Source organism: Paenibacillus alkaliterrae, from assembly GCF_021532375.1.
Taxonomy (GTDB): Bacteria; Bacillota; Bacilli; order Paenibacillales; family Paenibacillaceae; genus Pristimantibacillus; species Pristimantibacillus alkaliterrae.
This window is the reverse complement of the sequence record NZ_JAKGAP010000026.1, coordinates 26,196-39,309: the sequence shown is the minus strand read 5'-3', so window position 1 is coordinate 39,309 and position 13,114 is coordinate 26,196. Positions and strand designations below refer to the sequence as shown.

14 protein-coding genes and 1 other annotated feature are annotated in these 13,114 nt (G+C 48.5%); of the genes, 13 read left to right on the top strand and 1 reads right to left on the bottom strand.

The annotated features are described in order from the left end of the window. Positions 1-85: 85 nt before the first annotated feature. The 13 genes from ftsZ (at position 86) to L1N85_RS12765 (ending at position 12,229) form a co-directional block, all read left to right on the top strand. On the top strand, positions 86-1,201 hold the full coding sequence (gene ftsZ / locus L1N85_RS12825) for a cell division protein FtsZ (protein WP_235238587.1): 1,116 nt from the start codon (positions 86-88) through the stop codon (positions 1,199-1,201). 240 nt (positions 1,202-1,441) lie between these two features. Next, complete coding sequence (gene spoIIGA / locus L1N85_RS12820) at positions 1,442-2,365, top strand: sigma-E processing peptidase SpoIIGA (RefSeq protein WP_328285206.1); 924 nt, start codon at positions 1,442-1,444, stop codon at positions 2,363-2,365. Positions 2,366-2,406: 41 nt separating this feature from the next. Then, on the top strand, positions 2,407-3,129 hold the full coding sequence (gene sigE, locus L1N85_RS12815) for an RNA polymerase sporulation sigma factor SigE (RefSeq protein ID WP_235238584.1): 723 nt from the start codon (positions 2,407-2,409) through the stop codon (positions 3,127-3,129). Between the two features lie 104 nt (positions 3,130-3,233). Further along, positions 3,234-4,016: an RNA polymerase sporulation sigma factor SigG gene (gene sigG, locus L1N85_RS12810; RefSeq protein ID WP_235238575.1), complete on the top strand. Its 783-nt coding sequence runs from the start codon at positions 3,234-3,236 to the stop codon at positions 4,014-4,016. Between the two features lie 168 nt (positions 4,017-4,184). Continuing rightward, complete coding sequence (locus L1N85_RS12805; protein ID WP_235238566.1) at positions 4,185-4,466, top strand: YlmC/YmxH family sporulation protein; 282 nt, start codon at positions 4,185-4,187, stop codon at positions 4,464-4,466. A 43-nt stretch (positions 4,467-4,509) separates the two neighbouring features. Further along, on the top strand, positions 4,510-5,361 hold the full coding sequence (pgeF, locus tag L1N85_RS12800) for a peptidoglycan editing factor PgeF (RefSeq protein WP_235238558.1): 852 nt from the start codon (positions 4,510-4,512) through the stop codon (positions 5,359-5,361). Between the two features lie 3 nt (positions 5,362-5,364). Beyond that, positions 5,365-6,084, top strand: a complete 720-nt coding sequence (locus L1N85_RS12795; RefSeq protein ID WP_235238550.1) for a YggS family pyridoxal phosphate-dependent enzyme — start codon at positions 5,365-5,367, stop codon at positions 6,082-6,084. 3 nt (positions 6,085-6,087) lie between these two features. Continuing rightward, positions 6,088-6,537 (top strand): cell division protein SepF, encoded by a 450-nt coding sequence (locus L1N85_RS12790; protein WP_235238547.1) that lies wholly within the window; start codon positions 6,088-6,090, stop codon positions 6,535-6,537. A 10-nt stretch (positions 6,538-6,547) separates the two neighbouring features. Beyond that, complete coding sequence (locus L1N85_RS12785; RefSeq protein ID WP_235238538.1) at positions 6,548-6,820, top strand: YggT family protein; 273 nt, start codon at positions 6,548-6,550, stop codon at positions 6,818-6,820. A 14-nt stretch (positions 6,821-6,834) separates the two neighbouring features. Then, complete coding sequence (locus tag L1N85_RS12780) at positions 6,835-7,617, top strand: YlmH family RNA-binding protein (RefSeq protein WP_235238530.1); 783 nt, start codon at positions 6,835-6,837, stop codon at positions 7,615-7,617. A gap of 103 nt (positions 7,618-7,720) precedes the next feature. Beyond that, on the top strand, positions 7,721-8,224 hold the full coding sequence (locus L1N85_RS12775; RefSeq protein WP_235238525.1) for a DivIVA domain-containing protein: 504 nt from the start codon (positions 7,721-7,723) through the stop codon (positions 8,222-8,224). 79 nt (positions 8,225-8,303) lie between these two features. Next, positions 8,304-8,603 (top strand) — a binding site (T-box leader). Between the two features lie 46 nt (positions 8,604-8,649). Further along, entirely contained in the window at positions 8,650-11,748 is a 3,099-nt protein-coding gene (gene ileS / locus L1N85_RS12770; RefSeq protein WP_235238805.1) for an isoleucine--tRNA ligase, read from the top strand. 133 nt (positions 11,749-11,881) lie between these two features. Continuing rightward, a complete protein-coding gene (locus L1N85_RS12765; protein WP_407946378.1) occupies positions 11,882-12,229 on the top strand; it encodes a DUF5665 domain-containing protein in 348 nt (115 codons plus the stop codon). Between the two features lie 3 nt (positions 12,230-12,232). Here L1N85_RS12765 and L1N85_RS12760 read toward each other — a convergent pair whose 3' ends face one another. Continuing rightward, a complete protein-coding gene (locus L1N85_RS12760; protein WP_235238509.1) occupies positions 12,233-12,961 on the bottom strand; it encodes a TraR/DksA C4-type zinc finger protein in 729 nt (242 codons plus the stop codon). Positions 12,962-13,114 lie beyond the last annotated feature (153 nt).

The window sequence follows — 13,114 nt, the reverse complement described above, 5'->3', positions numbered from 1 at the left end:
GATACTTATATTTCACCGCGAAACGTTGCTGCACCGTCGACATGACGGCGTCAGCGGTTTACGCTTGACTGGGGGAAAATGAAGGATGTTGGAATTTGACTTTGAGCTTGAGCAGCTTGCTCAAATAAAAGTAATAGGTGTAGGCGGCGGCGGAAGCAACGCGGTCAACCGAATGATAGAGAACGGTGTGAAAGGCGTAGATTTTATTACGGTAAATACCGATGCTCAAGCACTTCATTTGGCGAAATCCGAGCATAAGCTGCAAATCGGGGATAAGCTGACTCGCGGCTTGGGCGCGGGCGCCAATCCAGAGGTAGGCAGCAAGGCTGCCGAGGAATCCCGTGAAATCATCATGAACCAGCTTAAAGGCTCAGACATGGTATTTGTTACAGCCGGCATGGGCGGCGGAACGGGAACCGGAGCAGCTCCTGTCATTGCTGAAATTGCGCGCGAATGCGGCGCTCTAACGGTCGGAGTCGTCACGCGTCCGTTTACGTTCGAAGGCCGCAAGCGTTCAGGGCAAGCTGAGCTTGGTATCGAAGCGCTCAAAGAGAAAGTTGATACGCTAATCGTTATTCCGAACGATCGTTTGCTTGAAATCGTCGATAAGAAGACGCCGATGCTGGAAGCATTCCGTGAAGCCGATAATGTGCTTCGTCAAGCGGTACAAGGCATTTCTGATCTTATCGCTGTACCGGGACTAATCAATCTTGACTTTGCCGATGTAAAGACGATCATGACGGAGCGCGGTTCCGCCCTTATGGGTATCGGTATCGCTACGGGTGAGAATCGTGCGGCAGAAGCGGCAAGAAAAGCGATCATGAGCCCATTGCTGGAAACGTCGATCGATGGCGCTCGTGGTGTTATTATGAATATTACAGGTGGCAGCAACCTTTCGCTTTACGAAGTGAATGAAGCTGCCGAAATCGTGATTTCTGCTTCTGATCCGGACGTTAATATGATTTTCGGCGCAATCATTGACGAGGATTTGAAGGACGAGATTAAAGTTACCGTTATTGCGACAGGCTTTGAGTCCAAAGCATCTGCACCGGTTCGTCGTGTACCACAGCAGCAAGAAGCCGTTGACCCAAGACAAACCGGAAGCTCGTCGGCTGTTAAGCCATTCGGAGCTAACAATACATCCAGTGACCAGCTTGAAATACCGGCATTTCTGCGGAACCGTCCGCGCAACGACCGTTAAATACGATTTCCGATCCCGCCTTACCGGCTTTACCGGTGAGGCGGGATTTTTTTTCGCTGATCGCAATTGGGCTTTACCCTTCTCGACATTGGAGGTGGCGTTTTTTATCCTCTTACTCGACAAAAAAAGATGTGTCATGCCGTCATGAATAGACAGACTTTGAAATAGGATTTTAATATACTAGTCTCAATCGTTCTCCCGGATGCCGGCTGCAAACCCGTTTGCCGGAGTAGCAGGAAGGTGACCGAATTGGCTGTATATGTGGATGTTATGTTTTTGCGGGAAATGCTCGTCGATGGCGCTATTCTACTAACTTCCGCTTGGGTTCGTCACCTAAAGCCGAGGCCTTGGCGCGTGTTAGCGGCTTCCGCTGTCGGAGCTTGTTATGTCGTATTCATGCTGTTTCCGCCATTGTCTTTCTTGTTCACGTTGGCCGTGAAAATTGTTATTTCGCTAATCATCGTTTGGATTGCATTCGGCTTCGCATCGATTCAACATTATTTGCGGAATGTAGCAGCGTTTTATGCGGTGAACTTTGTTGCGGCCGGCGCTGTGCTAGGTCTTTATTATTTGTTTATGCAGGGCTCCGGAGAGGTATGGAGGACGATTACGTTCGTGAACGGCAGCATGCGGGTAGAGCTCAAGATGGGACTTTTTTATTTCATTGCTGCGTTTTGTATCGGACTGTATGTTTACCGTTCCGTATTAACGCAAAAACGAGAACGGGAGCTGGTGCAAACTCATTTGGCAGAAGTGAAAATAACAATTGGCGAGCGCATCCAAACATGCGTTGGTTTGATCGACACGGGTAATCAGCTTTATGATCCGTTGACCCGGACGCCTGTTATGGTGATGGAAGCTTCTCTATGGCAAGAGGATTTGCCTGAATCTTGGTTAAAGAGCATACGCGAAGCTCAAGTAGATCGTCTTGTTGCAGGAATGGATGAACAGCCCTTCGCGTGGCAAGACCGTTTGCGACTTGTCCCCTTCAGGGGCGTCAACCGTGGATCCCAGTTTATGCTGGCGCTGAAACCGGATACGGTTGAAATTACGAGGGAAGGACAAGTTTTTGAAACGCGGAAAGTCCTTATTGGGCTTGATGGCGGGAAGCTAACGTCTGATGGGGCATATCGAGCGATTATCCATCCGTCAATGGTACAGTAGTAAAGTACGTATGCTCAAACAATCGGGGAGGGATGGGCCAGATGCTCGTCAAGTATAAATTGATTCTTCAGTTATATTATTATCGTGTTTTATTTTTATTCGGACTAAAGAGCGAAGAAATTTATTATATTGGCGGCAGTGAGGCGCTTCCGCCTCCCTTAACACGCGAAGAAGAAGAATATTTGCTGGAAAAACTGCCAAGCGGTGATACGGCCATTCGGGCGATGCTAATCGAACGGAATTTAAGACTTGTTGTCTATATCGCGCGCAAGTTTGAAAATACAGGCATCCATATTGAGGATTTGGTATCGATCGGGGCTATCGGATTGATTAAGGCGGTTAATACATTTGATCCGGAAAAAAAGATCAAGTTGGCGACCTATGCTTCCCGCTGTATCGAAAATGAAATTTTGATGTATTTGCGACGCAACAGCAAGACGAGAACCGAGGTGTCGTTTGATGAACCGCTTAATATCGATTGGGATGGGAATGAGCTTCTTTTATCCGATGTGCTTGGCACTGAAAATGATACGATCTATCGCAATATCGAAGAGCAGGTTGACCGCAAGCTGCTGCACAAGGCGCTAGATAAGCTTTCGGAGCGCGAACGCATTATTATGGAGCTGCGCTTTGGGCTGGCCGACGGCGAAGAGAAAACGCAAAAGGATGTCGCGGATCTTTTAGGTATCTCGCAATCGTATATTTCCCGGCTTGAGAAGCGGATTATTAAACGATTGCGCAAGGAATTCAATAAGATGGTTTAGAGCCCTTTCATCTTTTGTTCCTGTCGAACGATGTCGTATCAGGAATAAAAAGACCACCCGAGGAGATAATGTACATTAATGTTTCTCCTTGGGAGGTAATCACGTTGACCCGAAATAAAGTCGAGATCTGTGGAGTGGATACCGCGAAACTGCCTGTCCTAACTAATGTCGAAATGAGAGAATTATTTACGGCATTGCAAACCCGCAACGAGTGGGCAGCAAGAGAGAAATTAGTAAACGGCAATCTACGGCTTGTACTTAGCGTTATACAACGGTTTAACAATAGGGGAGAGTTTGTAGACGATTTATTTCAGGTCGGCTGCATCGGACTTATGAAGGCGATAGATAATTTCGACCTTGGACAGAACGTCAAATTTTCCACCTATGCCGTACCGATGATTATCGGAGAAATACGCCGTTACTTGCGAGACAATAACCCGATACGCGTATCGAGAAGCTTGAGGGATATCGCTTATAAGGCGCTTCAAGTGAGAGACAGCTTGACGAACCGCAATTCGCGCGAACCTACGATATTCGAAATATCGGAGGCGCTCAATGTTCCGAAGGAAGACGTCGTTTTTGCGCTTGATGCTATCCAAGATCCCGTTTCTTTGTTTGAGCCGATTTATCATGACGGCGGAGATCCGATTTATGTGATGGATCAAATTAGCGACGATCGGAACAAGGATGTATCATGGATTGAAGAGATTGCTCTTCGGGAAGCGATGCACAAGCTGAATGAGCGGGAAAAAATGATTTTATCGATGCGCTTTTTTGAAGGTAAAACGCAAATGGAGGTGGCCGATGAAATCGGCATCTCGCAGGCACAGGTGTCACGGCTCGAGAAGTCAGCCATTCAGCAAATGCAAAAGCATGTAAAAACATAAAAAAACGGTGCCTAGCGGCACCGTTTTTTTGTCATAACCGGAGAAGCCCAGGCGATGGACATCATCAAGGCGTTTTTTAAGGAAAGTAGGACATTTTAGGCGATTTATTCATATAGTTATAGGAGAAGCAAACGGACGATCACTCTTCTTGAAAAGTGGTGAAGCTTAATGAAAATATCCGATTTTCAGACGAAGGACGTTATTAATATCGTGGATGGTAAAAAGCTTGGCCAAATTACCGATTTAGAGCTTGACTTGCGTCAAGGGAGAATCGATTCAATCGTGGTTCCCCAATATACAAAATTTTTGGGTATGTTCGGCGGAGGCGGCACGGAGGTTGTCATCCCTTGGCGCAATATTGTGAAGATCGGAGCGGATGTCGTTCTTGTACGGATGGACGATACGAAATCGCTTCGTTCAGAGGATGAGGATTTGCACGCCCGCACGTAACACGGTAAACTGATGCTATGTTAACATTAGAGGTGATTTTTAGATGGATGTATTTGAACATATTCAATCAGCGAAGGGTCCTTCGCTTTTTTTATTGCCGGAATGGCAAAACCGCTGCCATTTGTTGACGGCCGGCTTTACGGGCAGGAGCGGAGGGGTCAGTGAATCGCCGTACACTTCTTTAAATATGGGACTGCATGTCGGAGACATGGATGAAACCGTCATTAAAAATCGCCAGCTTGTGTCTGATGCGCTGGATTGGCCTTTTGAAGCCTGGACCTGTGCCGAGCAAGTGCATGGCAATCGTGTTCAGCGCGTGACGGAAGAGGAACGCGGCAGCGGCAGAGAGACGCTCGCCAATGTGATAAAAGGCTGTGATGCGATCATAACGAACGTTCCCAATGTGCTGCTGGTTTCTTATTATGCAGATTGTGTTCCGCTGTATTTCTACGATCCTGTGCATCACGCGATAGCGCTTGCCCATGCGGGCTGGAAAGGGACGGTGCAGCAAATTGCGCAAGAAACGATTTTGGCGATGGCTGAGGCGTACGGATCGAGACCGCAGGAGCTGGTTGCAGCGATCGGTCCATCGATCGGAATCTGCTGCTACGAGGTTGACGGGCCGGTTATCGGTCAAGTGACGCTGTTGCTTGAAAAGCTGGGCTGTAGTGATGATAGTGCGGATACGATGCTGGAATTATCCGATAACGGAAGAGCAAACTTAAACTTGAAAGAAATAAACCGACAGATTATGATAAAAGCAGGAATTTTGCCGATCCATATCGAATTAACACAGTGGTGCACTGGATGCAGACGGGATTTATTTTATTCCCATCGCATGGAAGGTGGCTCAACCGGCCGGATGGCCAGCTGGATCGGCATTCGGGAGAGGTGAAGTATGACGACTACATTAGTGAATAGGATACAGCTCGTTGAGGAACGAATTAAGCAAGCATGCGAACGATCCGGACGCAGCAGAGAAGAAGTTAAAACGATAGCGGTGACGAAATACGTGTCGATTGACGCGACGAAGGATGCAGTCGAGCATGGCTTGCTTCATCTAGGGGAAAATCGTTGGCAGGATGCCCAGGCCAAATGGGAAGAGATAAGCGGCAATGCGCAGGCAGAGGCGGCAGGTCAGCCAGTATGGCATTTTGTCGGCTCTCTCCAAACGAATAAAGTGAAGGACGTCATTGGGAAGTTTACATACATGCATTCACTGGACAGGCTGTCGCTTGCCGAAGCTATTAACAAGCGTGCCGTTCAGCTTGGGATAGTCGTTCCATGTTTTATTCAAGTGAACGTTTCCGGTGAGGATTCGAAACACGGTATCGAGCCTGAGCAGTTGTACTCATTCGTAGAACAGCTTCAGCAGTACGAATCGGTACAACCCATTGGATTGATGACGATGGCACCCTTTGAATCTGAACCTGAGCAAACCAGATCCGTATTTAGGGCGTTGCGCGAGCTGCGCGATGAACTGCTGCAACGATCGCCAGGGTCAGGGTCCATCATTCATTTGTCAATGGGAATGTCGAATGATTTCGAGATAGCCATCGAAGAAGGTGCAACATGGATTCGACTTGGTACGATATTAGTGGGGAAAGAGGAGGTATAAGGGATGAGTGTCATGAACCGATTTATGAATTTTCTTGGCCTGCAGGAAGAAGAAGAAGTCGTAGAGCGTGAAAGAATCACACAGCCGGAAGAGCAAGAACCTGAAACTTCTTCTTTCGAGTCACGTAAAAATACGAAGAGCAATAACGTCGTCAGCATCCATTCACAGAAAAATGTTCGGGTCGTCCTTAGCGAACCCCGTTCCTACGATGAAGCGCAAGAGATTGCCGACCACTTACGTTCGCGCCGCGCTGTTATCGTGAATCTGCAGCGGGTTCGGACAGACCTGGCCGTCCGCATTGTTGATTTCTTAAGCGGTACAGTGTACGCTTTAAACGGGAGCATCTCTAAGCTTGGTCCTAATATTTTTCTATGCACGCCGGATTCTGTAGAAATTCAAGGTACCATAACGGAAATGCTGGCGGAGGATATCGATTACAACAAAATGAGGTGACCTTGAGTAAATGATGGATATAGTTGCTAGCACGGTTATGAATGTACAAAGAATATACACCTTTATGATTATTGGTTATGTTCTGCTTTCTTGGTTGCCGAATGCGCGCGAAAGCTTTATCGGTGTATTTCTTGGAAAGCTTGTAGAGCCCTACTTAGGGATTTTCAGGAAATTTATTCCGCCAATCGGAGGCATGCTCGATCTCTCCCCGATTCTTGCTGTATTCGCGCTGCAATTTGTCGCGTACGGTTTGATTGCGGTAATCGGATTTTTTATTAATTAAAGGAATGAACAAGCATGAAACAAGGTATATATGATCATTTCCACCCCGACGAGAAGCCATTCGTTGATCGGGCAATGGAGTGGATAGAGCGGTCCGCACAGCAGCATGAGCTGAAGCGGACCGATTTTTTAGACCCGAGACAAGCTCAAATCGTTACGATGCTTGCAAACCGCAATCCTGATGTCAGCATACGCCTGGATGGCGGTTATTCGCAGGCTGAGCGTAAACGGGCTGTCGTCGGCCCTGATTACCGAAGCTTGGATAATGAGGAAATCGGCATTTCCGTTTTAGCCGTAAACGGAATAGGACAAGCGCGGTTGGAGCTTGATCATGGCGATTTTTTGGGCGCATTGCTGGGACTTGGCATTAAACGCGATCGGATTGGCGATATTCACGTTCATGATCAATTCTGCCACATTGTCGTAATCGATGAAATTGCCGATTATTTGAATATACATTTGCGGCAGGTGCATCGGATGAATGTTTTGACAGACGTCCTTCCTTTAGCCGAGCTGCAGACGGTTATTCCGAAGCTGGAGGAGATGAGCTTGTCGGTCGCTTCTATGCGACTTGACGGCATTGCGAGCGATGTCTATCGTATCAGCCGTTCCAAAATCGTTGATCCGATTCGCGCCGGCAGATGCCGGGTAAATTGGAAATCCGAGGAGGATCCCTCAGAGCAGCTCCGAGAAGGAGATGTTGTTTCATTTAAGGGTCTTGGGCGCTTTAAGGTGATAGAGGTCGACGGTGTGACAAAAAAAGGCAGAATTCGTGTCAAGATCGGCAAATTTATTTAAAGGATTGCAGGATTTTTTGTTCGGTTGTCGAATCTGTTCACATCGAACATCGAATCGTGTGATACGGTTGCCAGTGTCACAAATATGCTGAGGAGGTGCGCCAATGCCGTTATCGCCATTGGACATACATAACAAAGAATTTGGCCGCAGATTGCGCGGTTATGACGAGGATGAAGTCAATGAATTTCTCGATCAGGTGATTAAAGACTACGAATCGCTCATTCGTGATAATAAAGAGCTGCAAAATCAAGTGCTGGGCTTGCAAGAGAGATTGAATCATTTCACGAATATCGAGGAAACGCTTAGCAAGACGATTATTGTCGCCCAAGAAGCGGCCGATGAAGTGAGAAGCAACGCGAAGAAGGAGGCGCAGCTGATCATTAAGGAATCGGAGAAAAATGCCGATCGCATCATTAATGATTCGCTCGCCAAGTCGCGCAAAGTATCACTTGAGGTCGAGGAGCTTAAGAAGCAGGCTTCGGTATATCGTGCGCGTTTCCGTACACTTGTCGAAGCTCAGCTGGAGCTTCTTACCGTTGACGGCTGGGATACGCTGGAGCCTCAGCAGCAAGCGAGGCTTGCCGAGCACGAGCTGCAGCGCGGGTAATACGCAAGCAAATGGGCGTTTTGACATTTGACAATACACCTGAAGTTAAGCTATAACTAAAAGTAACCAATTGATAATCTAAACTTCGTTGATGAGAACGAGTACGTTTTAGGTTCACTCCCCAGAGAGCCGGCGGCAGCTGAAAGACCGGCGTGTGAGCAATTACGGAATATCCCCTCTGAGAAGCGGCGCAGAGCCTGCGTAAGCAGTATTAAGTGCCGACGGCTGTCCCCCGTTACAGGGAACGCGAACTTGAAGTTCGCGACTAAGGTGCCGCATGATGCGCAGCTCGAAGGAGTTGTCCGCATTCATTTGCCAGTTGCATAATAGCAGCTCGCGCGGAACAAGGGTGGTAACGCGACTAAGCCTCGTCCCTTCTCATAGGGATGAGGCTTTATTTTTGTTTAATTTGGGAGGCTGAAATGATGCAACGCGTAGATGTAAAAGAACGTGCCCGCAGCCGCGAGCTGCGTGTGCTTGAGCAATGGAAGACGAATGATACATTTAAGAAATCAATCATCAATCGTGAAGGCAAGCCGAATTTTGTTTTTTATGAAGGACCGCCAACCGCTAATGGAGCACCGCATATTGGACATGTGCTCGGCCGGGTTATTAAAGACTTTATTTGCCGTTACAAAACGATGGCGGGCTATCGTGTCGTCCGTAAAGCGGGGTGGGATACGCACGGTTTGCCCGTTGAGTTGGGTGTTGAGAAACAGCTTGGCATTTCCGGCAAACAGGAAATCGAGGAATACGGCGTCGAGAAATTCATTACGAAATGTAAAGACAGCGTATTTGTATACGAGAAGCAATGGCGCGAGCTTACGGAAGCTATCGCGTATTGGACCGATTTGGATCATCCGTACATCACATTGAAAAATGAATATATCGAAAGCGTATGGCATATTTTATCGACCATTCACAGCAAGGGGCTGTTGTATCGAGGTCATCGCGTAAGCCCTTATTGCCCGGATTGCCAAACGACGCTCAGCTCGCACGAGGTTGCGCAGGGCTATGAGGATGTGAAGGACTTAAGCGCGACCGTTAAATTCAAGCTCGCCGATTCGGGTGATTCGATACTGGCTTGGACGACTACGCCTTGGACGCTGCCGGCGAATGTAGCGCTTGCCGTTAACCCCGAGCTCGATTATATCCGGGCATCGAAGAATGGCGAAGTATACATCGTCGCGCAAAACCTGGCAGAGAGCGTGCTTAAAGAAGACTTCGAAATCTTATCCGTGGTGAAGGGTTCCGAGCTGGCAGGACGCAGTTACGTGCCGCCATTCCGTTACGTGCCGATCGAGAACGGGCATATTGTTATCGCGGGCGATTTCGTTAGCGATACGAGCGGTACGGGTATCGTTCATATCGCGCCTGCCCATGGCGAGGACGATTACCGGGTTTCACGCGAGAATGGCATCAGCATGCTGAATATCGTTGATTTAGCAGGACGTTATACGTCAGAGGTAACAGACTTCGCAGGCCGGTTCGTCAAAGACGGAGAGTTAGACATCGATATCGTTAAATTGCTGAGCGAGCGCGGCTTGCTTTACTCCAAGGAGCGTTACGAGCACAGCTATCCGTTTTGCTGGCGCTGCAAAACGCCGCTCATTTATTACGCCATGGAGAGCTGGTTCATTAAGACGACGGCTGTGAAGGATCAGTTAATCGCGAACAACAACGGCGTGGACTGGTATCCTGGACATATCCGTGAAGGCCGCTTCGGCAAGTTTCTTGAGGATTTGGTCGATTGGAACATCAGCCGCAACCGCTATTGGGGAACGCCTCTTAACGTTTGGGTCTGCGAGGTTACCGGCAAGGAATACTCGCCGAGTAGCATTGCTGATTTGCGTGCGATGGCTATAGGAGACGTGCCAGCCGATATTGAGCTGCACAAGCCTTATGTGGACGAAATTAAATTGAAATCGCCGTTTGCTGAAGGTGCGGTCATGACTCGGACGCCGGAAGTCATTGATGTGTGGTTCGACAGCGGCTCGATGCCTTTCGCTCAGCATCATCATCCGTTCGAGAACGAAATGGAATTTTCCGAGCAATATCCGGCCGATATTATATGCGAAGGCATCGATCAGACACGGGGCTGGTTCTATAGCTTGCTAGCTGTTTCGACCCTTTACAATGGCAAAGCACCGTATAAAGCGGTCATTTCCACAGGCCATATTTTGGATGAGAACGGTCAGAAGATGTCCAAGTCAAAAGGGAACGTCATCGACCCTTGGGAAATCATTAACGAGTACGGAACCGATGCATTCCGCTGGGCGTTGCTTGCAGACAGCGCGCCGTGGAACAGTAAACGATTCTCGCGAGGCATTGTGGGCGAAGCGAAATCGAAGGTTATCGATACGATCGTAAATACGCACGCTTTCTTCGCGTTATACGCTTCGATTGACGGATTTGATTACGGGGCTCATGAAGAAACGAAATCGGATAACAAACTCGATCGTTGGATTATTTCGCGCTTGAACAGCTTGATTAATACGGTAAACAAAGGGCTTGAAGTCAACGACTTCCTTAATCCGGCCAAATCGATCGAGACGTTCGTTGATGAGCTTAGCAACTGGTATATCCGCCGTTCGCGCGATCGTTTCTGGGGAAGCGGGCTTACTGCCGATAAAGTAGCGGCTTATCAGACGCTGCGCAGCGTACTGCTTACACTCTCCCGTCTTATCGCACCATACGCGCCATTGCTTGCAGAGGACGTTTATGGGAATATGGGCGGAGAAGGCAGCGTTCATCTGGCGGATTATCCGAAGGCGGACGATGCGGCAATCGATGAAACGCTCGAGCGCGATATGGAAAGCGCGAAGCAGATCGTCGAGCTGGCCCGTAACGTTCGCAACGAAACGGGCATTAAGACGCGTCAGCCGCTATGTGAGCTCATTGTATCTCTTGATCGTGAATTCGATATTGCAGCCTATGAGGCTATCATTAAGGATGAAATTAACGTAAAAGCGATTACGGTCCAAAATTCCGACAACGGATTCGTTGATTTTACGTTAAAGCTTAATCTAAAGGTTGCCGGCAAGAAATACGGCAAGCATGTAGGGCCGATACAAGGGCAGCTTAAGACGCTTACTGCAGAACAGACGCGCGGCATCGTAAACGGCGGAAGCTTTGTGTTTACTGCCAGTGAAGGCGAGCAGCTGACTATTTCGATTGACGAGCTGCTTGTTGAGAAACAAGCGAAATCAGGCTTTGCTTCCGCTTCCGGCAGCGGCGTAACCGTTGCGCTGAATACCGATATTACACCGGAGCTGGAGCAGGAGGGCTGGGTGCGGGAGGTTATACGCGCCGTTCAGGATACGCGTAAAAAGCTCGATCTTCCAATTGAAAAGCGTATTGATCTCGTACTGGATGTGGATACCGGGCTTAAGGCAGCGCTTGAAGCGTTTACTGACGTGCTTCATGATAACGTACTCGTTCAAAGTGTAACCTTTGAAACATTTGCGGATATGGAGCGCGTGACGCTCGGCGATAAAAATATTGGGATTTTCATACGGGGTTAAGGATATAGTATAAAGAAAATAACAAGCGAAAAACGAGGCGGCAGCCTTCCGGATGCTTGCAGCAAGCGGCGACATTGCCGCTTGACTGCAGGAGTCCGAAGGTAGTGCCTCGTTTTATTGTTTGGCAAAGGGGATGCCTCGTATGAAAATAATTAATCCGGAAAAGCCGAAGGATTTAAACGAGCTGCAAACTTCGTTAAGCAAGCTTGATCAACGTCTCCAAGGTATTGCCGCAGATATGGAACGCACACAAATAGCCGAGTACGTAGATCTGTTAAACAGACCGAGAACGCTTATTTGGAGAAATTTGCTCGCCGGTACGGCAAGGGGCGTCGGAATCGCGATTGGCTTTACTTTTTTTGCGGCTACGATTCTTTATGTGTTGCGGATATTAGGTGCTTTAAACCTGCCGATTATCGGCGATTATATTGCAGACATTGTACGAATCGTACAAATTCAGCTTGAAGGGAAGACGTTTTAATAACTAATCATTACGTTGCTCGTCGTCCTCAAGACCGTGATCACCCTCGCCGCTATGCAAATAATGCATGTATTCACGGTTACGAATAACGGAGACGTGTCGGCCGGTAATGTCAGTAGCAAGAAAGCTTTCAAGGGGTTCAACGAAGCCATTGTTCTCATAAGCTTCGATACCCACATGCTCATAATCAGCCACGTCCCTGTTTTCTGACATTGCCGGGGAGTCCGAATTTCCCCATTGCTCGACGATTTGCCATGCATCCTCGCCGTCAAAGCCGTTGTAGTTGTCATGCTCATCCATGCTTGTCCTGCCGAAGGGAGGAGTAAGCACAAGCTCTTCTACCGGTCTGCGCAGAGAAAGCTGTTGACGCGGCGCATGCTCTATACAATACAGCGTATCGGGTACAGCTTCAAGCCGTTCAAGCGGAATCGTCTCGCCGCAGGTTTTGCAAATGCCGTAGCTGCCATCATCAATTGCTTGTAAAGCGGCTTCGATTCGTGACAGGTGAAGATCCTCCTGCTCAAGCAGGGCCACATCCTTCTCCCGTTCATAAAGTTCCGTGCCTGTATCCCCCGGGTGATTATCTATCGGGGTCAGCTCGCCGGTATCGTCCCGAAGCGAGCTGGCAAGTCCATAATGCTCGTTTTCCGCGAGCCGGCGTTCGATTTCATGCTGCTCGTCCAGCAGTCTGTCGCGGAGCAGCTCTTGCTGTGCGTTTGTGATTCTTGTCATGCAGAGCACCGTCCTTTCAAGAAGTAATCATTGCTTGATTAGCTTTTGCCGAAGAGGAGCATTTCAGTATGGACATCGATGGAAGAACAAGCAGCTGCGCGCTGGCTCTCGTTTAACTCGATGTGATACAATCAATTAAGGTTTAGTCTTAAC

Excerpts from the sequence above, each read along its gene's own strand:
- ileS (WP_235238805.1), top strand. The coding sequence starts at position 8,650 with ATGCAACGCGTAGATGTAAAAGAACGTGCCCGCAGCCGCGAGCTGCGT.
- L1N85_RS12805 (WP_235238566.1), top strand. The coding sequence starts at position 4,185 with ATGAAAATATCCGATTTTCAGACGAAGGACGTTATTAATATCGTGGAT.
- L1N85_RS12785 (WP_235238538.1), top strand. The coding sequence starts at position 6,548 with ATGATGGATATAGTTGCTAGCACGGTTATGAATGTACAAAGAATATAC.
- L1N85_RS12765 (WP_407946378.1), top strand. The coding sequence starts at position 11,882 with ATGCCTCGTATGAAAATAATTAATCCGGAAAAGCCGAAGGATTTAAAC.
- L1N85_RS12760 (WP_235238509.1), bottom strand. The coding sequence starts at position 12,961 with ATGACAAGAATCACAAACGCACAGCAAGAGCTGCTCCGCGACAGACTG.
- L1N85_RS12790 (WP_235238547.1), top strand. The coding sequence starts at position 6,088 with ATGAGTGTCATGAACCGATTTATGAATTTTCTTGGCCTGCAGGAAGAA.
- sigE (WP_235238584.1), top strand. The coding sequence starts at position 2,407 with ATGCTCGTCAAGTATAAATTGATTCTTCAGTTATATTATTATCGTGTT.
- L1N85_RS12795 (WP_235238550.1), top strand. The coding sequence starts at position 5,365 with ATGACGACTACATTAGTGAATAGGATACAGCTCGTTGAGGAACGAATT.
- L1N85_RS12780 (WP_235238530.1), top strand. The coding sequence starts at position 6,835 with ATGAAACAAGGTATATATGATCATTTCCACCCCGACGAGAAGCCATTC.
- L1N85_RS12775 (WP_235238525.1), top strand. The coding sequence starts at position 7,721 with ATGCCGTTATCGCCATTGGACATACATAACAAAGAATTTGGCCGCAGA.
- pgeF (WP_235238558.1), top strand. The coding sequence starts at position 4,510 with ATGGATGTATTTGAACATATTCAATCAGCGAAGGGTCCTTCGCTTTTT.
- ftsZ (WP_235238587.1), top strand. The coding sequence starts at position 86 with ATGTTGGAATTTGACTTTGAGCTTGAGCAGCTTGCTCAAATAAAAGTA.